This window comes from Brasilonema sp. UFV-L1 (assembly GCF_012912105.1).
GTDB lineage: Bacteria > Cyanobacteriota > Cyanobacteriia > Cyanobacteriales > Nostocaceae > Brasilonema.
The window spans coordinates 22411-42004 of sequence record NZ_QMEA01000046.1 but is presented as its reverse complement, the minus strand read 5'-3'; the positions used below and the strand labels follow the sequence as shown (position 1 = coordinate 42004).

The 19594-nt window shown below is 40.7% G+C and carries 18 protein-coding genes, 1 tRNA gene and 1 pseudogene; 8 read left to right on the top strand and 12 right to left on the bottom strand.

Annotation, left to right across the window (positions count from 1 at the left end; all coding sequences use genetic code 11):
* The 3 genes from DP117_RS15205 to DP117_RS15195 form a co-directional block, all read right to left on the bottom strand.
* A partial coding sequence (locus tag DP117_RS15205) for a DHH family phosphoesterase (RefSeq protein ID WP_248277669.1) occupies positions 1-1317 on the bottom strand: 1317 nt, incomplete at its 3' end.
* A 306-nt stretch (positions 1318-1623) separates the two neighbouring features.
* Positions 1624-2262, bottom strand: coding sequence for an N-acetyltransferase (locus DP117_RS15200; RefSeq protein ID WP_169219139.1), 639 nt, complete (start codon positions 2260-2262; stop codon positions 1624-1626).
* Between the two features lie 29 nt (positions 2263-2291).
* The gene (locus DP117_RS15195; protein WP_169219138.1) at positions 2292-3140 is read right to left on the bottom strand and encodes a PD-(D/E)XK nuclease family protein; all 849 of its coding nucleotides are present in this window, start codon (positions 3138-3140) and stop codon (positions 2292-2294) included.
* Positions 3141-3315: 175 nt separating this feature from the next.
* Between DP117_RS15195 and DP117_RS15190 the strand changes: the two genes are divergently transcribed.
* Together DP117_RS15190 and DP117_RS15185 are read left to right on the top strand one after the other, a co-directional pair.
* Complete coding sequence (locus tag DP117_RS15190) at positions 3316-5154, top strand: ABC transporter ATP-binding protein (RefSeq protein WP_169219137.1); 1839 nt, start codon at positions 3316-3318, stop codon at positions 5152-5154.
* Positions 5155-5550: 396 nt separating this feature from the next.
* Complete coding sequence (locus tag DP117_RS15185; RefSeq protein ID WP_169219136.1) at positions 5551-5739, top strand: hypothetical protein; 189 nt, start codon at positions 5551-5553, stop codon at positions 5737-5739.
* A gap of 274 nt (positions 5740-6013) precedes the next feature.
* Here DP117_RS15185 and DP117_RS15180 read toward each other — a convergent pair whose 3' ends face one another.
* The gene (locus tag DP117_RS15180) at positions 6014-7195 is read right to left on the bottom strand and encodes an aldo/keto reductase (protein ID WP_169219135.1); all 1182 of its coding nucleotides are present in this window, start codon (positions 7193-7195) and stop codon (positions 6014-6016) included.
* Positions 7196-7474: 279 nt separating this feature from the next.
* On the opposite strand from DP117_RS15180, the gene DP117_RS15175 reads away from it, so the two are divergent.
* Entirely contained in the window at positions 7475-7711 is a 237-nt protein-coding gene (locus DP117_RS15175) for a hypothetical protein (RefSeq protein ID WP_169219134.1), read from the top strand.
* Between the two features lie 242 nt (positions 7712-7953).
* Here DP117_RS15175 and DP117_RS15170 read toward each other — a convergent pair.
* From DP117_RS15170 to DP117_RS15155, 4 genes are all read right to left on the bottom strand, one after another.
* Positions 7954-8027 (bottom strand) — tRNA-Pro (locus tag DP117_RS15170).
* Positions 8028-8079: 52 nt separating this feature from the next.
* Positions 8080-8445 (bottom strand): DUF1818 family protein, encoded by a 366-nt coding sequence (locus DP117_RS15165; RefSeq protein ID WP_169219133.1) that lies wholly within the window; start codon positions 8443-8445, stop codon positions 8080-8082.
* A gap of 219 nt (positions 8446-8664) precedes the next feature.
* Positions 8665-9204 (bottom strand): hypothetical protein, encoded by a 540-nt coding sequence (locus DP117_RS15160; RefSeq protein WP_169219132.1) that lies wholly within the window; start codon positions 9202-9204, stop codon positions 8665-8667.
* Between the two features lie 171 nt (positions 9205-9375).
* Complete coding sequence (locus DP117_RS15155; protein WP_169219131.1) at positions 9376-9612, bottom strand: DNA-directed RNA polymerase subunit omega; 237 nt, start codon at positions 9610-9612, stop codon at positions 9376-9378.
* Positions 9613-9836: 224 nt separating this feature from the next.
* On the opposite strand from DP117_RS15155, the gene DP117_RS15150 reads away from it, so the two are divergent.
* Positions 9837-10217 carry a hypothetical protein gene (locus DP117_RS15150; protein ID WP_169219130.1) on the top strand — a complete coding sequence of 127 codons (381 nt, stop codon included), beginning with the start codon at positions 9837-9839 and terminating at the stop codon, positions 10215-10217.
* Here the strand turns inward: DP117_RS15150 and DP117_RS15145 are convergent.
* The gene (locus DP117_RS15145) at positions 10200-11504 is read right to left on the bottom strand and encodes an aromatic amino acid transport family protein (RefSeq protein ID WP_169219129.1); all 1305 of its coding nucleotides are present in this window, start codon (positions 11502-11504) and stop codon (positions 10200-10202) included. The genes DP117_RS15150 and DP117_RS15145 overlap by 18 nt on opposite strands.
* A gap of 619 nt (positions 11505-12123) precedes the next feature.
* Between DP117_RS15145 and DP117_RS15140 the strand changes: the two are divergent.
* The 3 genes and pseudogenes from DP117_RS15140 to maiA all read left to right on the top strand — a co-directional run.
* Positions 12124-12339 (top strand): annotated as a pseudogene (locus DP117_RS15140) (KGG domain-containing protein); the annotation flags it as partial.
* Between the two features lie 355 nt (positions 12340-12694).
* Entirely contained in the window at positions 12695-13171 is a 477-nt protein-coding gene (locus DP117_RS15135; protein WP_169219127.1) for a GNAT family N-acetyltransferase, read from the top strand.
* 210 nt (positions 13172-13381) lie between these two features.
* A complete protein-coding gene (maiA, locus tag DP117_RS15130) occupies positions 13382-14098 on the top strand; it encodes a maleylacetoacetate isomerase (protein WP_169219126.1) in 717 nt (238 codons plus the stop codon).
* A gap of 69 nt (positions 14099-14167) precedes the next feature.
* On the opposite strand, the gene DP117_RS15125 is transcribed toward maiA, so the two are convergent.
* On the bottom strand, positions 14168-14806 hold the full coding sequence (locus DP117_RS15125; protein ID WP_169219141.1) for a GDSL-type esterase/lipase family protein: 639 nt from the start codon (positions 14804-14806) through the stop codon (positions 14168-14170).
* A 381-nt stretch (positions 14807-15187) separates the two neighbouring features.
* Between DP117_RS15125 and DP117_RS15120 the strand changes: the two genes are divergently transcribed.
* Positions 15188-15694 (top strand): sterol desaturase family protein, encoded by a 507-nt coding sequence (locus DP117_RS15120; protein ID WP_169219125.1) that lies wholly within the window; start codon positions 15188-15190, stop codon positions 15692-15694.
* Positions 15695-15780: 86 nt separating this feature from the next.
* Here the strand turns inward: DP117_RS15120 and ppc are convergent, their stop codons facing one another.
* Both ppc and DP117_RS15110 read right to left on the bottom strand, forming a co-directional pair.
* Complete coding sequence (gene ppc, locus DP117_RS15115; protein WP_169219124.1) at positions 15781-18837, bottom strand: phosphoenolpyruvate carboxylase; 3057 nt, start codon at positions 18835-18837, stop codon at positions 15781-15783.
* Positions 18838-19157: 320 nt separating this feature from the next.
* Positions 19158-19385: a hypothetical protein gene (locus DP117_RS15110; RefSeq protein WP_169219123.1), complete on the bottom strand. Its 228-nt coding sequence runs from the start codon at positions 19383-19385 to the stop codon at positions 19158-19160.
* Positions 19386-19594: the final 209 nt, after the last annotated feature.

Below are 19594 nucleotides of genomic sequence, written 5' to 3'. Positions count from 1 at the left end.
AGATGGGGAAGTGGGGGAAGATAGGGAAGTGGGGGAAGTATTTTCTCCCCCTACCTCCCCTACTCCCCCTACTCCCCTTGTCTCCTTGTCCCCGGTTCCCATCTCCCCGGCTACCTCTGTACTCAACAAAATCGTCGGGCGTCCTGTGTCCTGTGCGACTTGTCCTGCGACTAACCCCAAGACACCAACAGCCCATTGCGGGTCTTCCAAAACAATAACGCTAGTGGTTGATAAGTCCATTTTGGAAAGCTTTTGCGCGACTTGCCCGGCAACATCTTTCTGCAAAGATTTGCGACGGCTGTTCGCTAATTCTGTGATTTCTGCGAGTTCATTCACACGTTTTTTGTCGCGACTTGTGAGTAATTCCACGCAGAAAGAAGCATCCCCTTGAATGCGACTGACAGCGTTAATTCGGGGACCTAAACCAAAAGAAATATCTGTGGGGCGATCGCCACTTTTCTGACATAATTCCAATAGTCGCCCGACACCCGGACGCCGCCTCAACTCAGGTATTTTCTTAAAATCCTCTTGCAGTCGCCCAATTCCCAACTGTGCTAAGTAGCGACAATCTCCACTCAACTGCACTAAGTCAGCAATAAGTCCAACCGCGACTAAATCCAATAACTCCTCCAAAGGTTGTTGCGGGACATTTGGTAAACTTTGATAAAAAGCTTCCACTAATTTGTAAGCCACCGCCACCCCAGAAAGATGAAACAGCTGATGTGTTTGTGGCAAATAGCGAGGGTTAATAATTGCCGTCACAGGGGGACGTTCCGGTGGTAAAGTGTGATGGTCTGTGACTATAACATCTACACCTAACTGCTTAGCATAAATAATTTCACTTATATTTGTACTGCCAGTATCACAAGTCACAATCAACTGAAAGCCTTGTTTTGCAAACTTATCAATTCCTTGGCAGTTCAATCCATGAGATTCAGTTAAGCGATTAGGAATGTAATAAACAAGCTGCGTATTTTGAGCAAAAAATTGTCCCAAACCATCCCACAGAACAGCTGTAGACGTAATTCCATCAGCGTCAAAATCTCCCCAAATAGCAACTTTTTCCCCAGCATCTCGTGCTTGTTGTAACCGTTCCACCGCCTGATGCATCTCTTGTCCAAACTCAAATGGACTCGCGGCTTGATAAGCTTGTGGATTGACAAAAGCGGCTAATTGTGAGTTTTCTCTGATTCCTCGTTCCCACAACAACTGCGCGGCAAAATGTCCACCTGATGCTGGTGCATATTGCTTCACCGCTTGGATAAACCATTCTGGGGGTTGTTCAGTTGTTGCAAGAATCCACTGTTGTTCTGGCATGATATTATGTCCGGTAAAAGACTTATGATTAAGTTCGTAGTAGCGCTGTCTTCGCAAAAAGCTATATTTCGCGCTTTAGCGCTACTACAAAGGTGGATTTTTTTATAAGTGATTAGGCGGACTTTATATGAGATAAAATCTCTACTAACAAAAACCTGGTTTTGAGAAATCAAATCACAGACAAACACCAGATGAGTACAAATTATTTATCTGCGTGCATCTCGTGTTTATCTGCGGTTCCAAATACTAAATCATGATTGTGGCACAAGTCCCTTAAAACAGCTGATAACTGATGACTGATAACTGTTATACTGGTGCTTCCTCCTCTAAAGCTTGAGGTTCACTCACCAAAGTATTGAGTGCGACTTCACTAGCCACTCCATCTGACTTGCGAGGACGCATAGTAGGACGAGAACGCTTGTAACCTGCTCTTTCAGCCTTTTGGTGTTCGTATTCAATCAGTCTGCCATAGTATTCGTGCTTGCTTAAATTCATCGACAAGAAAACATGCTGGCGAACATTGCCAAAACCCTTGCGGTTGAAAAACTTCACAGCGGGGATATTCGCCGGATCAGTGTCTACCAACATGAACCGCGCCCCATCCTCAATCATACGTGCAATAACCCTATCAACCAGCTTGTCTCCCACGCCGCAACGCTGAAATTTAGAACTGACTCCTAACCACAAAATGTAACCGTAAGTCCAGCTAGCTTTGGTAATAATAGTTCCTAAAATGAATCCTGCTAGTTGTTCATCAACTTCTGCAACAAGACAGTATTCTGGATCAGTGTTATAAAGTCCTATGACTTCCCACTCATCCCAGCAACGATACAAATAGGGATATGAATTGCTGGTAAATAACTCTTCACCCAAGTGATAAACAGGGGCTATGTCATCTATTTTTAATTCGCGGACATAAACCGCTTCAATTTCATCAAAATGCATAAAATAATAATCAAGAAATTGTCAGTCATTTACAAAGTGACTTCTTGAATGCTAGCTAGATTTAGTAGGTTCGTGTCTATTGTTGTAGAATTTGTATGAGACATTTCTTCAGAAGTGGCATCGTTATCTACATCCTCAGCACCACTTTCTCTATTGCACCGCTTTGTATACTGACAGTAATCGCAGGCTTTGCTGCCTTCTGGTTCTTGTGGGAAGGGTTCTCCCTGGTAATAACGCTCTATCCAATATGTTAAACGACTCAAAAGCTGGTTAAGTTTTTTTGCAGCTTGTTGGTGTTGGATTGTATTATAACTAAATTTAATACTTTGTGGCTGACCTTCAGATTGGACAAACCAGTAAGTCATAGAAATATTTTCTGGTAGATAATCACTCGTTTCAGCCAAGACATATAGGTAAAGACGTGTTTGCCAGTTTTGTTCTAGCTTACGTTTATGAGGCGGTTTAGGATAAGTTTTCCAGTCAATAATTTGTGCATGCTGGTTATCTGCAATCAATAAATCATAAATAACCGTGAGCAAATAATCTTGAACTTGCAGAGTACAGTAGTGTTCACTTTCACGAAAAGTTTGGCTATTGGGAACAGGCTTTAAAATTTCTGGTGCTGCATTAGCAAAGCTTGACATCCAGCGTTGCAGTTGAGCATCCTCTTGTAAGAAAGTATCAATAGGTAAACCCATTTCTCGCTGCTGCATCAGCAAGTGAAAGCGGCTTCCTAAAGTTTGCCGTTCTTCATGTTCTGGATCTAAGGGAGAATGGAGTTGTTCTAAGTAGGTGTGTTGGAATTGACGGGGACAACGTTCTAGTAAGTTGAGTTGTCCTTGCGAAAGTCGCAACAGTTGAGGTTGAGTTATTTGCATAATACTATTCTAGAGCGTTGGTACATTACCAGTACTCCAGAACTCATGGTAGCAGGAACATTCCAAACTCCGCACACCCAAAAGCTTTTTCGTTTCATTTTTTGGTTTGCATATCAACCGTTATAAGACATAATATACTACATGAAGTAGTGTAAATTTGTCTGGTGAGAATTTCGTGAAGAAGTTTAAAGACACATTTCATCTTGTATTCAGCTACAGCAAGATTTTCTACCGTTCCTTACTTTTGTTGTGGACATCTGCACCTAGAGAAACAATATTTCTCACTGCTGCACTCTTGCTACAAGGTGTTATTCCTGCTGTTGCTATCTGGATTAATAAACAAGTTGTAGATACAGTAGTCGCTACCTTAAATTCAGGAAGAGAATTTCACATTGAGACTCTTGCTACCCTCTTTACTGGGTGGGTTAGTGCTATTTTTATTGAAACTTTGCTACCACCTTGGGTAGAAGCTGCTTATAGAAATCTTGGTGAAAAGCTGAGTGCTCATATTAATTTGCAGTTGATGCGTAAAGTTGATAGCTTCGTTGATTTAATTCACTTTGAAGACTCTCGCTTTTATGACGAATTACAGATCATTCAAGAACAAACAGAACGTCAATCATTTAACTTAATAGGAGGAATAGCTCAAGCATTTCCTGTATTCCTGACCTTGATAACAATGTTGATTTTGTTGTCTGGTGTGAGTTGGTGGATTCCTTTACTGATTCTCATAACATCCTTACCTCAAACTTACGTCTCTTTCAAAATCCAGTGGGATATTTGGGAAACAATGTATGAGAAAAGTCCACAAGATCGCCGGATGCAGTATTATTCATCAATGATACTGACTGATACTTATGCCAAGGAAGTACGACTTTTTGGACTGGGTTCTTTGTTTATCCAACGCTATCTTGAAGCTTTCCAAGATAAGTACAAAGCAATGCAAAACCTGCGAGGTAAACAAGCGTTTTCATTAACTGGTTTGTCAGTGTTAAGTGCGTCCGGGAATGCTTTTGCTTTCTTTTGGATTGTGCTACAAGCTATGAGTGGAAAAGTGACTCCTGGAAGTGTGCTGTTGTTTATCCAGTCATTAGCTTACACTCAACAAAATCTCAGTCAACTTATGGGTAGCTTTTATCTTCTCCAAGAAAACCTGCTGTATATGGAGCGTTTTTTCAACTTTCTGGAAACGAAATCCACCATGTCAGTTTGTATTCCTAGTTCTCCAGTACCCAAACCAATTAAGTCAGGAATTACATTTGAAAATGTTGACTTTTCTTACCCAGATAATAGAGTAGCTGTCACTGGAATTTCTTTTACCATCAAGCCTGGTGAAACAGTCGCTTTAGTTGGTGAAAATGGTGCAGGTAAAACTACCCTCGTTAAACTTTTAGCTCGCTTTTACGACCCCACGAGTGGCAATATTTTTATAGATGGTGAAAATCTCAAAAATTTAGATCTTCAAGCATGGCGACAGCAAATTGCAGTAGTCTTTCAAGATTTTTGCCGTTACTCTCTAACAATAGGAGAGAACATCGCCTTGGGAAATCTCAGCGCTATCAATAATTTAGAACAATTAAAAAAAGCTGCTGAAAAATCTGGGATTGCACAAAAGGTTGAATTGTTCCCAGACAAATATTTGACACAACTAGGTAAGCAATTTGACGGTACTGAACTTTCTGGAGGAGAGTGGCAAAAGTTAGCTTTAGCACGGGCTTTTATCAGGGAAGAAGATGCTCAAATCCTGATTTTGGACGAGCCAACAGCAGCTTTAGATCCCCGTAGTGAGTACGAAATATACCGCAGTTTTTCTAAGTTGGTTCGGGGGAAAACAGCTATTTTAGTGACACATCGACTAGCGTCAGTACGGATGGCTGACCGCATTTTGGTACTCAAAGCCGGGAAATTAATTGAAGTTGGTACACATTATGAACTTTTGCATCAAGGCGGTGAATACGCTGCGCTTTGGAGTATGCAAGCACAACAGTACCAAGATACAACAATGCAGTCATGATCATTTTGTGTCAAATTCTGTTGCTTAAACTTGCGCGATCTAGGCTTCCTTGCAGCAGAGGCGATTGCCTCTGCTGCAGACTACCCGCAGTTACAACAGAAGACGCGCCTCTTGCTTGATGCGAAGCGTATCGCATTCCATACCTTTACACTTATTCATCTCTTAATGACGATAGGTGAATGGTCATCAGACACAAAGCTACTTTAAACTTGATATATAAATGTATTAATTAACGTATGCTGCAAAAAAGCGACAGTCAAACGTATTCATAAGCAGTTCTTCTTGTTGCTGACTTATCGCTGACTCATTGCTTTTCAATATCCTTATAAAATTCCATTATGGTGTAGGTAAAGCTTAACTTAAATTCTGAATCAATTGCGTGTGGAGTTGTGCTGAATGGAATTACTCGTGTTTGGATTAGTAGTGGTTTATACAGGTGGTGTTTGGAAGTTCTGGAATGGATTTAACCGGACAAACTTCCAGCGAACTCTGCCCAATCGCTTAAGATTAGCCTTATTATGGCCAGCTTTGTTTGCCACAAACAAATCTTATCGTCAAAATTTTAGAAAGGCTCTTAAAGGTTAGAGTTGTTGATGGGACATATCTAACTGATATTATCGACCACAGCCATCATCAGAACTTACGCAAAATGATGGAAAAACGAACTGTATAAACAAACTAGCAAGCGGTGAGACAGGGCTGCATCCTTGTTTCCCGCACCTTGGCGACTGGCGTAGGTTAGAAATATGAAGTTCTAGAGAGTTCTTGCCTAAGTCCTAACAATGAAACTGGTAACGCTTTGATATCGTGACTAATAATTTACAACCAAAAAATACAGAATGAAAACCACTATATAATCTCAACTTTGCGATAAACGCTGGACTGCTTCACCTACCAGCATTTGATGTGCTTCTGCTAGAAGGTGGGGAATTTTGTCAGCGTGGGGACTACGGCTGAGACATTGTCTCAAGTCTAACTTTTCTACGTTGTCTGCTTTATTACCGGGAAACCAATGGTTTGCATTACCGAGTAGGTTGTAGCGCATTTTGGAGTACTCCAACATATCATAGGCGATCGCCAAATTTCTTAACCATAAAATCGTTGGAATATTCACTTGATCTGGTGTTTCCTCGAAAGTCGGTAAATTGAGTTGCCAAGTTTTCACCCAGTCTTCCCCCAAGGTAGAAATCGCTTCTTCCTCTAGCCTTGCCAAAATTGGTGATAAAATTTCAGATACATTATCTAGCAAATCTAGAGTTTGCAAGTGTTCATCAAAATCTTGTGGTTTTGCAGCCCCCACACTCAGAGTATGTACTTGAGAGTGACTCAGACAAAACAAATCATTAAACACAATTGGACTCAAAGGAGTACAAAGATTTGTTAATTTTTGTGGTGGTTTATATAACATCCCTCCTTTATCAGACGGACTAATAATAAATACACCCATATCTTGGCTGTTTGCTGCTTCAATAGCAGCCCAATTCACTTGATTGATGTAATACCAATGTAAATTGACGTAATCGAATTGATTCGTCTGAATGGTTTGAATAATAATATCTGTTGGTCCATGCGTGGAAAAGCCGATAAACCTGACTTTTCCTTGTGTTTGAAGTTTTTTTGCTATATCCAAACAGCCACCAGGACGAATGCTATAGTTTAATAACTCGGCATTGTTAATACCATGTATTCCCAGCAAGTCAACATAATCTAATTGAAGATTGCGTAATGATTTTTCAAAGTCATTCTGAAATTCTTTTGGATCTGCTGTCGGACCAACTTTCGTTTGAACAATTAACTGTGTACGCTTGAAAGTCGGTAAAATTTTCCCCAACTGCATTTCAGAACTACCATAACCACGGGCAGTTTCAATGTGGTTAATTCCTAGTTCAACTGCCCGTCGAATCGTTGCTTCTAGATTTTCCTGGTGATCATGGGGTATTTCCGATTGCGGGATATCCTGCCATTTATATTGGTATCTCATACCACCGCAAGAAAACACAGGCATTTGTAATTCTGTGCGTCCAAATCGTCTGTATAACATCGTTAGATTTGTGATCTCAATTAAAAGATGAGTATAACGAAAAATTGCTCAAGATAATTTCTGTAAAAACTTGATAATTTTAATAAAATTATTAGGTATTTTACTATGTTTATTTACTCTCGACAAAAGAAAAAGCTTCTCTGCCGATGAAAACTAGGAATAATCATTGTTTTAGTCAGTACAGCTTAGAACAATCCGGAAAATCTCCAACTTGTGCGAAAAATAAAACGTTCCCATTGAAGTCTGATTAGTGGAACTATAATTTTTTTGGAGGGATTAATGCCGCATTACTTTAGCACTCAGCCAATCACTCACCCTGTGAATACCCACTTGAAAGGTTCTCATGGCAATATCAATAATTTTATAGGTTTGTCTATCATTTCCTTTCCCATACTTCTTTTAGTAGGAATTATTACTTATAAAAAGTATCGTACTGCTGTTTTCCGTAGACAAGTTGCTATCCTAGAAAAAATTTGGTTAATGGATGTTAAGAATAATACTTATAGACAAGACTGAAATTATAAAATATAACAGATTTGTGTCCAAATCGCTTTGAGTTTTCCTTCGTTTTTACATCTTCGTAAACTGGAGACTTAAACACCAAAGATTTTAGCCGCTTCCTTAAGGGCGAGATATCCAACAAAAACCTACTTAACTCAACCAGAAACAAGGTAGCATGAGTTAAGTAGGTTTAGGGATTTTAAGCAAAAATATTGTAACTACAAATATTTTAACTATTGACTTGTTGTCTCCAGAAATCGGAGCGGCGGGATTCGAACCCACGACCTCCACTACCCCAAAGTGGCGCGCTACCAAGCTGCGCTACGCCCCGTAGTCATCTTTCCAAGTATAACCTCAAAAACAACATTTATCAAGGTGTATTTTTAAAAAACCTTGAGCGTTTCACAGGCTTGCAACAAACCAGAAACAGCAGAATCATTCCATTTACCCTCTGCACAACGCCCTGTTTTTAGGATAAAGCGTAAACTGTAGGCATGAGGATAACCTTCCACTTCCATCCACAATAAATCGCTCTCAACTTCACAAGCAATCTTTTCCTCATCCATTAATTCAGTTGCAATTTGTTTGATGGTGTCTGTTAATTGCGTGAGTAACCGACAAAAATCATTCAATTCAGCTTCAGTTAATTCAATCGCCCAATCATCTGTACCTACTAAACCTTTAAACTCTGGCGCTGCTGAGTTCCAGCCGATACGCCAACCAAGTCCACTTTTGACAACACGTTCCATAGTACCGCTTCGCGGAATTCAAAATTCAAAATTCAATCCGGTGCTGCGCACCGCTGCGCTAACAAAATTCAAAATGTTTAGAGTATAAGCTTTTCGTCGATTTTGTAGACAAGGGAGCGGCTTAAGGCAAAGAGGGTATGGTTGCTTTATTTCCGCCGCCTTGCAATACTTAAAAAAGTTAAAAGTCAAAAGATTTTTTCACTTTCAACTTTTCACTTTTTACTTTAACAGCTGCGCACCGCCGCCTTTAGGTACTCGTCTTGGAGTTGGGGTTGTTTCTTCTGGCTGGGATGAGGAGGGAGTGGGGGTAGAAGCTGGTGTATTTTGCGAGTTAGAACTGAAAACGTTAACCAAGGCTTGCACCAAAGCATCTCGTTGACGACGGTTTAAGCGTGCTATTGCAGCGCGATCGCCATCAAAAGGATTTTTTCGCAGACTATCTTTTCCAGGATAAGTCGCTTCATACATGACTTCATTAGCATCCAGGTAATCAGCCAAAGTCAGCTTCCAGTCGAGTCGGTAGTTTGGCGCACGTCCCTTCAAATAGGAGTGATACCATATCATACGACTGACCAGGGTGTTATTTTCAGCGACTTTCCCCGTTTCTTTGCTAATGTACTGATTTTCTCGCGGTAAGTCGGGTAATTGCTGATAAACTGCTTGCCAAGCATCACTACGACTGACTCTTTGAGCGTCAGCAGGTTGGGAAAAAGTGAAAATAAGTACACTAGCCAGTAATATCCCAATTCTGTTGATCATGTTATGGAACAGGAGATGGGGGGATGGGGGGATAGGGAGACCTCCTGCGGAGGAATTCAAAATTCAAAGTTCTTTTTTTTGAATTTTGTTAGCGCAGCGGTGCGCAGCACCGGATTGAATTTTGAATTGTTTAGTCCCCTTATCTACTGCTTCTTCTCGGTTGAAATTACTTTAGACTTCACCAATGATTTCTGGTTGAGTCAGTTCATCAGACATTTCAATAATAGCCCTGAGTACTGGCTTCATCATTGCATCATCCGCACTGTCAAAGTCTTCGTAACGCCGACGCTTAGCACGATTTGCCACTTGAACTGTGATGCGGTAGCGATTTGAGGCTGCATGAATCAAGTCCTCAGCACGGTGCATAACTTGCGATTGAGTCGTCTCGAACTTAGAACGTCTGAGCATACATTACTGGTTTTATAAGTCATTCTCTTCAGTTTAGCAGCACTCACTGCTGACTGCTGCCTGGTAAAAAGGAAAGAAGAAACTAATGTATGTTAGTGACATACTCCTACACTGACGCAAGCATACACCGGAATTCGGCTTGTAGTCGCGCGATCGCCCGTATCTCCTCCACGCCTACGCTACGCTAATAACGAACGAGAATATATCTCCGACATATAAAAATTATGAACGAAACGGTTATCAAAGAAATACTAAGGAAGTGTTGGTCACTCAAATCAAGTACACTTTGGACTGAAAATAACCCCGCACGGGGACAGTGTAATGTGACTGCTCTTGTTATTCAAGATTGCTTTGGTGGTAAGATTTTCAAGACCAAAGTCAGTGACAAATGGCATTTCTATAATTCGATAGATGGGCTGAGTTACGATTTCACAGCAGAACAATTTGAGTCGCCTGTTGAATACCTTGATTTACCCGCAACTCGTGAGGAGGCTTTGGCTGACTTGAATATCAATCAATATGCTTACCTCTCAACAAGATTCAAAGAAACTCTTGCCAAAATACCATCTAGTATGGTGAAAAAGAACTCAGATACCCAAGATTAATACAACTTGTTTCCCCATCACAAATAACGCAACGCCAATCATCACAATCAACGTCACTTTACCACCAGGAACAAGTGGTTGACTCATGCTCATTGATTGTTGCTGTTCTTGACGTTGCTTCCAAATCATCAACGCAGGAATAATCCCACTTAAAACTGAAATACTGAACGTTCCAGCATAGTCTAGAGCAATTAAGAAGATGCTAGGATTAAGCGTTCCAAGACTCATAGGCGGAAAAAGAATCAGTGAATAAAGCGGTAGACTTTTAGAAGTCTCATTCGGTGCAAATATATCTTTGAAGAAATCCAGCAAGCCGTACATAAACCCAATGAATGATGTGACAATCGCAAACTCAGAGAAAATAGATACTAAAACTCCTAACCATTCTCCTGCACCACCATTACGCAAAATTTGCAGTGGATCAAAAACAGTTTTGCCACCAAAAGTACTTACCATATCAGGACTGATGCTTCCCAAAATGACAGCATTCCAAGCCAAGAACATAATCAAGGGAATCGCAGAACCAATAAATAAGGACTGACGTATCTTGCGAGCATCTCCTTCTAGTTGAGTCACAACTGTTGGTACAACGTTACTGTAAAACAGCGCCACAAACATCACTGAAACGGCTGCGGGAACAGCACTCCAATTCTGAAATAAGAAAGAGGAAGTCTTGAGCTGCGTTGCTCCTAATAACAACAGTCCGAGAAATGAAGCCAGAACAATTGCCACAAAAGCATTGTTCAATTTTTCCACAAATTTTTCTCGCCCAAGGTACATAATACCACCAAATAAGAGAGTGAATGCTGTTGTCCCCACCAACGCAGGCAAAACACTCTGCACACCCAACATTTTTTCAACAGCAGATAATAAAATTTCTCCACCTTGAGCAACATACGCCACAAGCAAGGCGTAGTGCAAAAACAGATACGCAGCACCTGCAATCCGCGCACCCAACTTGCCAAGCGTCTTCTCAATCATTAACAGCAAACCTAAACTTGGACGCCCCACAAGACGCATCGTGTTCAAAGTCATTTCTGCAATCAAAAGACTAGAAACTAAAGTGTAGAGCCAAACAGCAATCAATAAAACTGTTGATGGGACAACGCCAGATGGTAAAGTCACTGCAGGCAATGCCAGAATACCAGCACCAACAGTGGTTCCTGCAATCAGTGCTGTACTTCCTAAAACACTACCTGGTTGATGATTAAGCTTATTGCCATAGAGTTCAAGGTTAGAAAATAATCGAGTGACTTCTAAGGTATCTGAGTTGAGAACTGCCTTCATATGGGTTCTGCTAAGGTGAGCAAATTCTAAAACAATTGTGTGTGCAACAAAAAGTAAACTAATGTAAATTATTTTAGCAAAAACGGCTATTTTCATCACCTAGTGCTTGTCATCACTTTGAAGATGTCACGGGGTCGCGCCACGTAAAAATTTTGGCAGCCGCCTTACTACGAGTACTCGTCTTTACGGGGTTACGACTGGGAAAAAGGGTCAAGCCTTATTACAACGAGTACCCGTGAGCACCGACAAATCAACCAAACAAAGGCTTGACCCTTTTTCTTGTCCCAAGTGCTCAGGAACACAGATAAATCTTACAAAGGCTGCCAAAATTTTAGGGGACAATGCGTCAACATGGTGTCTGCTACAAAAACGCAGATAGCAAGAAATCAAACAAGGAAAAACCTAATTTAGATAGCAGATAACTTGCGGATAACCGAAAAAATCAGCCCTCCGACTCAGAACTCGTTGAGATCAAAGCCCACTTTCAGACAGAGGTACTCATATTCTCAGCTTTCTAGAATGACTTCCAGAACTTGCAAGTAGTTAGTAAATAGACAAAAAAGCTTCGCAAGTTTTCATTTTGTAAAGCACAAGAACTTGAGTCTAAAGGAGATATATCATGGCAGATACAAGCAAGCGTGGATTTGCTTCAATGGATGAAGATAAACAGCGCGAGATTGCTAGTAAAGGTGGACAAGCTGCTCACGAAAAAGGAACAGCACACGAGTTTACTTCTGAGGAAGCCAAAGAAGCTGGCCGCAAAGGTGGTGAAACAGTCAGCCAAGATCGAGAGCATATGTCAGAGATTGGTCGTGAAGGTGGTAAAAACTCTCATAAGGACGCAAAAGACGAATAGTTTTTAAATCATCGCTAGACTACTGAAGCATGCTTTCAATTGTAAAAGTCAAGACTTACGTTATCAGACAACAAAACTAGGTTAGAACTTGACTTGACAACTCTGACACACAATACAAAGTAGCGCTATCGCGCGGTAGCGCTACTACAAGCCGAATTCAGGACTTTTAGATTTAGTAAAATAGATCGATTTATTGTAGTCTGATTGCAAATAGTGTGGTTTCAAAATCAAGTTGAAAGATAAATTTGAAAGCAGTTGAAAACAATCAGGTTTGCAGGTCGGAATATATTAGTAATATAAAAAATTAGTAATATAAAAAAATTTTCAACCGCCAGTGATTATCAAACCGTTAACTTCTGCGACTCATGATTGGGTGAAGCATTTTACTGTAAATCATTGGAGTGCTGATACTGTCGTTGCTCATGGTAAAGTGTTTTCGCCACACTTACTTCCTGGCTTTGTAGCAATACTAAACAACGAACGTATTGGACTGGTGACTTATCACATCTGTGACGGCAGTTGTGAGATCATTACTCTGGACAGCCTGCATCATGGCATCGGAGTTGGTACAGCTTTGATAGAAGCGGTTAAGGTGGAGGCGAGACAAGCGGGATGTCAGCGACTGTGGCTGGTGACTACCAATGATAATCTTGATGCACTGGGCTTCTATCAGAAGCGAGGGTTTATGCTGGTAGCAGTACATCGTCACGCTGTGGAACAGGCGCGACGAGTAAAGCCAAGCATTCCGCTGATTGGTGAGAATGGAATCCCAATTCGAGACGAAATAGAATTGGAGATGGTTCTTGACTAGAATCACAACACAATACAGCATCTTACTCCCTTCGGTGCCAGAAGAATACCGATTAAATGAACCACAAAGACACGAAGAACACAAAGAAAGAAAGGAAGAAGATAGGTAATCTTACGCCACCGAAGGGAGTAGTGTTTACATTGAGATGTGATTCTTGGCTATATACAAGCGTGTGCAAAGCCGAAATGATAGCCAAAATGATAAAATTTCATGAGTTCACAATTTCCCGTTTTATCCTCTTCAACAAAGGTATTTGTGTTAGAACTCTACAGCTATTATCGCTCAACAGCTTCATATAGAGTGCGAATTGCACTCTTTTTAAAAAATATTCCTTACATTTATAAAAGCGTCTCAAAGTTAAGAAAAGGTGAGTCAAAATTCACGGCTGAATTCAGCAAAATAAACCCTCAAAAAATGGTTCCTACCCTGATTGATGGTCAAGCTGTCATCAGTCAGTCTTTAGCAATTATCGAGTATCTTGAAGAATGTTATCCCCAACCTCCACTTTTGCCGAAGGATAGTTTAGCACGAGCTTATTCACGTCAAATTGCACTTTTGATCGCATGTGATATTCATCCTTTGAATATCAAGAGAGTTCGTCAGTATCTGACCTCACCAATGAGTCATAATGACTCTGAGAAAATGGATTGGTATCGCCACTGGGTAGATGAAGGCTTCACAGCTATAGAATTCCTTCTCGTTAATAGTACATTTCGTGGTAGTTTTTGTCATGGTGATCAGCCAACAATAGCAGATTTGTTTCTTGTACCTCAAGTTTATAATGCAGAACGGTTTGGATGTCCTTTAAAGCCATATCCAACAATTTGCAAAGTTTATGAAGTCTGCATGAATCATCCTGCATTTCTAGCAGCACAACCACATTTGCAACCTGATGTTTTGGAGTACAGTCCTGACGATGAATATTAAGAATAAATATCATCACAGTTGAAGAGTACTAAGTTCAGAAAACCCTGTTCGTTAAGTATTCTACTATGTTCAAAAATCTGAGGATGAAAAAGGAGGAAACCAATTTAACCAACCATCCCAAGTTTGCACAATTTCTGCAAATTCTGCGTAACCTGCTGCTCTCGGATGAGCACCATCATTCGCTCTTGCTTCATCTTGCCAGATATTTGACTTCTCCAAAATCGGAAAAATATCCAAATAAGATATCTCAAGTTCATGACAAACTAAAGCAAATTGTTTAGATAATTTCGCTATTCTTGAATTTCTTTCATCTTCTTCTTCATCTGCACAGGGTGGGGGACCAACCATTAAAACAGGATATAACTTTTTAGCCTCAGTCAAAATATTATGGATATTTTCTATTGATTGTGCCAATTCAACACGAGGTTTATCATTTACCAGTGTTGTATCATTAACCCCAAAAGAAAATACAACCCTACCATCATATTCTTTTGGTAAACGGTAAGAAACTTCTTTTAACCAACGTTGTCTTAGCTCTGTACTTGTTTCTCGTCTGACTCCTAAATTATAGATGGTGATATCATAGCCTTTTTTATAAGCATCAACACAAACTCTTCCAGTCCATCCAAGAAACTCTGGATCACCAGTACCGTTGACAAATGATTCTCCAAGGAAGCAAATCCTGATTTGTGGTGGCTTTTCTGACATCATTCAATCGCAATCTCCTATCTGTACTATATGCTTTGGCCTTAGCCACGATGTTCACCCCAACGGCGTCGCCCCCTAAGTAGTTCTGAACTTCATCAGGAGTGTCATACAGGTACACGCATGTCCCTAATGTTGCACATCAAAAAATCTAAAACACTATTGTGCAGGAAATTAAAGAGGAAACCTTAACCTAAATTTGTGCAAGTTTTAACTTAATTTTCGTTCTTATTATCTTACTTTATCTGTAGAGTTAAGGCATAGCTGTGCTAAAATACGGTAAAACAGTAGATTATTAGATATATGCAATCCTGAAAACATTTACAGCGTAATGTTCAGATTCTTTTTCCTGTGGTGCTTTTTACTAAAACTTGAGGAGTAACAATGTTCAAGGCGATCGCGTGTGCCTGGATACTACTTATTGTTGGCGACTTCCTTTCTACTTTTTGCTATCACGTACCTGAACACGTTTTTGGTATGCTTCACCTACGAACTCACCACTCCTACAAGAAAAACTTTCGCCATTATGCCATCTTGACGTTCAATTTTGAAGTTCTTCTTGATGGTATTCTGGGTGCTTTACCTTATTTATTAGTAGCAGTAGTTCTATGGTCTTTTTCCCCTATAGGTGTTTTGTGTGGGCTACTATTTGGTCAGTTTCATGTATGGTGGAGACATACGAGTACTTTGGGTTGGCAAACTCCCAAGTCAGTAGAGATTTTATGCCGAATTCTGTTCATCACGACTCCAGAAAGACATTGGCAGCATCATCAAAAAACTAACCAGGGTTACGGCGATATTTTCACATTCTTTGAACAGCCAGCAAAAAGCTGGTTGCGTCTACTACGCTTGTTGAGGCTTCGTTTCTCGCACTTGCTTGTGTCTCAATAATCTGATAGAAAACCATATTTATAATAATGACTACAATTGGGGTAGTAGCAATAACTACCCCAACTTGCTTATATATACCTGACAAATCAACCAGTATTTCTCATACCTGCGGCGATACCGTTTATGGTTAACAACGCCCCTCGCAACAACTCGCCCTTACTGTAACGAGAGTGAATGACTCCAGATGTCACATTTGTTCGAGCTTCACGTAAGCGCTTGAGTAGAGAAATTTGTATGAAGCCTAGTGGGACTATTGTACCATTACGTAACTGCACCGAGCGTTGCAAGACAGGATCTCCATCCAAAAGTTGTTGATGACCTGTGATTTGCAACACTAAACCCCGTGTTAAATAGAATTCATGAGCAATTTGTTCAAAAACCTTCTCTAAACGAGATTTATCCTCAGGATTGGACAATTGCTGAACATATTGCTGAGCCATTTGCAAGTCTACTTTAGCTAAGGTCATTTCTGCCTTAGAAATCACCATTTTGAAGAAAGGCCACTTGATGTAAAAATAGCGTAGTAACTTCAGATGTTCTTCTGGTTCCTCGTTTAAGAATTCTTGCAAGGCTGTACCAATACCATACCAAGAAGGTAATAAAAACCGGGTTTGTGTCCAGCTAAACACCCAAGGAATTGCTCGTAAGCTGCTTAAATCTTTTTTACCAGATGGACGACGCGCAGGACGAGAGCTAATTTGTAACTGGCTAATTTCCTCAATCGGGGTGACTTGATGGAAGAAGTCAATAAAATCAGGTTGTTCGTAGATCAGGTTGCGGTAGTGTGTACGCGATCGCGCTGCTAATTCTTCCATAATTTCATTCCAAGGTTCAATATCATCAAACCCTGTCCGTAGCAAGCTCGCTTGAATAACAGCAGAGGCGATTGTTTCCAGATTATACAGCGCTAAGTCCCGCAACGAGTATTTAGAAGCCAGAACTTCTCCTTGTTCGGTAATTTTTATTCGTCCATTGATACTGTGACCAGGCTGAGCTAAAATAGCTTCATAAGATGGACCACCACCACGTCCAACAGAACCACCTCGTCCATGAAAAATCCGTAAATTTACGCCGTATTCTTCTGCGACTTTCTGTAGTGATTTTTGAGCTTTGTGAATTTCCCAGTTACTGCTTAAAAACCCAGAGTCTTTGTTGCTGTCTGAATACCCCAGCATAACTTCTTGTAAGTTTGGAGTCAGGGATGATCTGAATTGGGAAAAAGAAACTTCAACAGTTCCGTCTGCTTCTCCTGCTTGATACCCTCCTGCTAGTAAAGCGCGATATAAAGGTAATGCAAATAACTGTCGCATCACGCTTGTGGAACGTTGTAAGTCTTCTACTGTTTCAAACAAGGGAACGACTTGAATGCTTCCAACAGCTGTACCAGGATCATAAAGTCCAGCTTCTTTCGCAAGAAGCAACACTTCTAGCACGTCGCTAACTTGGCGACACATGCTGATAATATAAGTTTGGCAAACATTGTTGCTAAACTCTTGTTGCAGCGATCGCACAACCCGTAATGTTTGAATGACATCGTTTGTTTTTTCAGAAAATGGCAGTTCTGCTGGAATTAACGGGCGGCGTGTTTGCAGTTCTTCAACCAGCCAAGCAACTCTTTGCTCTTCTGATAGTTCGTTGTAGGAAACTTTTAAAATTCCCAGGTATTCTAGAATTTCATTTAAAGCATCAGAATGACGAGAGGATTCTTGACGGATATCCAGATGCGTTAAGTTAAAACCAAAAATTTCTACCTGACAAATCAGATTTTCTAATTCTCTACAACTCAAACCTGTTTCTGTCAAGTTGCGTTCAATCAAACGTAATTCTGCTAAGAATTCTGCTCCTGAGCGGTAGATCGGGATATTCTGATTCTTGAGGGTTTCTCGTTTAGACAAAGCGATGTTGCGATCGCGAGTATTTTCCAACCGCTTGAGGACATAAGAAAGTTTCAAGCGATATGGTTCTTGTCGAAAACGCAAAGCCAGTTGCTCATATACTTCACTCAGTTGAGACTGCTCTAACTCCAAAGATTCAAGTAAATCTGGTAAGATATCACTCCAGTGCAACGAAAGACTCAACAAGCTAATCAACTGCTTCACTGACTTGATGTATTTTTCTAGCACAACGTTGCGCTGATAGCAAGCTGTTTGCCAAGTAATTTCTGGTGTGACTGATGGGTTTCCATCTCTATCTGCTCCTACCCACGAGCCAAACTTACAGAAGTTTTTCTTGGGAGGTTCTAACCAGGGAAAAGTGCTACCCAATGCATGTTTGAAGCGTTTGTACAAGTGGGGAATCGCATCAAATAACACTTCTTGGAAGTAGTGTAAGGCATAATCAACTTCATCGAGTACCGAAGGTTTAAATTGGTGTAGTTCGTCGGTACGCCACCACAGGCGAATTTCTTCAACCAATTGTTCTCGCACTTCCTCATCTTCCCAGGATGAAGTACCATTACTAGAGTGCTTTTCCGCCACATCGAGCTGTTGCAAAAGCTTCACGACTCGCCGTTGCTTATCACGGATTGTATGCCGAACAATTTCTGTTGGGTGAGCAGTGAAAACCAGTTGTATGTCTAATTGTGCAATCAGACGTTGAATTTGCTGTGGTGGAACGTTTAGTTTGAATAAATGAGGAAACAAACTCGCAAAAGTTCCTTTTCGTTTAATATTAGAGTTTGATTGCCAACTTTTTGTCAACAAGTTTGCTCCAAGTCCACTGTTAACAGGATTTTCTGCTTCTTCTTGGTTTGATGAACAGATAAAATCTGGTAAAGCTTCTTGAGTTGAGGACTCTGTATCTACTTCATAACGAATTAATTGCTGCTGTTGTTCATAGTCTTGCTCTATGATGTTAATCAACTGAAAATACAAAGCGAAAGCACGAGCGGCTCGAATTGCTTCGTTAATGTTGAGCTGTTCTATCAGCTTGAACACAGAGGAAGCTTGGTCGTTGATTGCTTGTCCTTCTGGAGAACACAAATCCCGTAGTTGCCGCAGCAAGTCTACCATCTTTTGACCACATTCTTGGCGCAGAACTAACTCCCATAATTCTTCCACAACTTGAAGGCGATGGCGCAAAAATAAATCAGAGGCGGGGTAGATATTCACTGCCTGAGTAAAAGAGTATAAAAGGTTACTCATATGCTTGATGCTGGTTAAGCAGGTAAAGATTATGTGATTCTATGAAATGACCGAACAAAGAACTCAGTCGTCAACAACTCACAAACTCAGAATTGGAGGAAAGAGAATAGAGTGCATGGGAACATATTTTTTTGTGAATCAAAAAGAAGATGTGTTTCGAGACACCCGGAAAGCGCGATGAAAGACAGCATGCTTCTCAAACAAATAAGCGCGCATTTCTTAGCGGATGTATTTCTAGCTGCACAGTTCTACCTTGGTGCGTTCTTCAGCAAAATTGCCGTAGAATCATTGACAATCAAAAGTATATTTTTTAGCTTTGTTTATGATTCGTTTTGGTCAGGAAAGTTGAGAATGGGCAGGCGATCGCCTCGAAATAATTCTTCGGTTGCTTCCCCAATGCCTTGTAGAGTTTTTGCAGTGGCTTTTTCTGCCATCAACAATAGTAGGATAGACACGGTACCAACTTGTAAAAGCAGAGACTGGGGGATAGAAAAGAGAACCGGATTGAGTCCAGAATCAGATGAAGAATCAGAGGTCACAGGTGGCATGTGCGATTTCCTGGAAGTTCAAGAAGAAAAGGGACAAAATGCGAAACCAAACAACAAGTCAAACCACTGCTATTTTGAGGGTAAACCGGAGGCAGGAAACTGGTGAGGCACTCCGCCCTTGGGAATTCCCCAACAGTCAAAGGAAGTACCGAACCTATAAGGACTCTCGCCTTGGGTCAGTCTTGTGACTGTATACAACTATTTTTGCC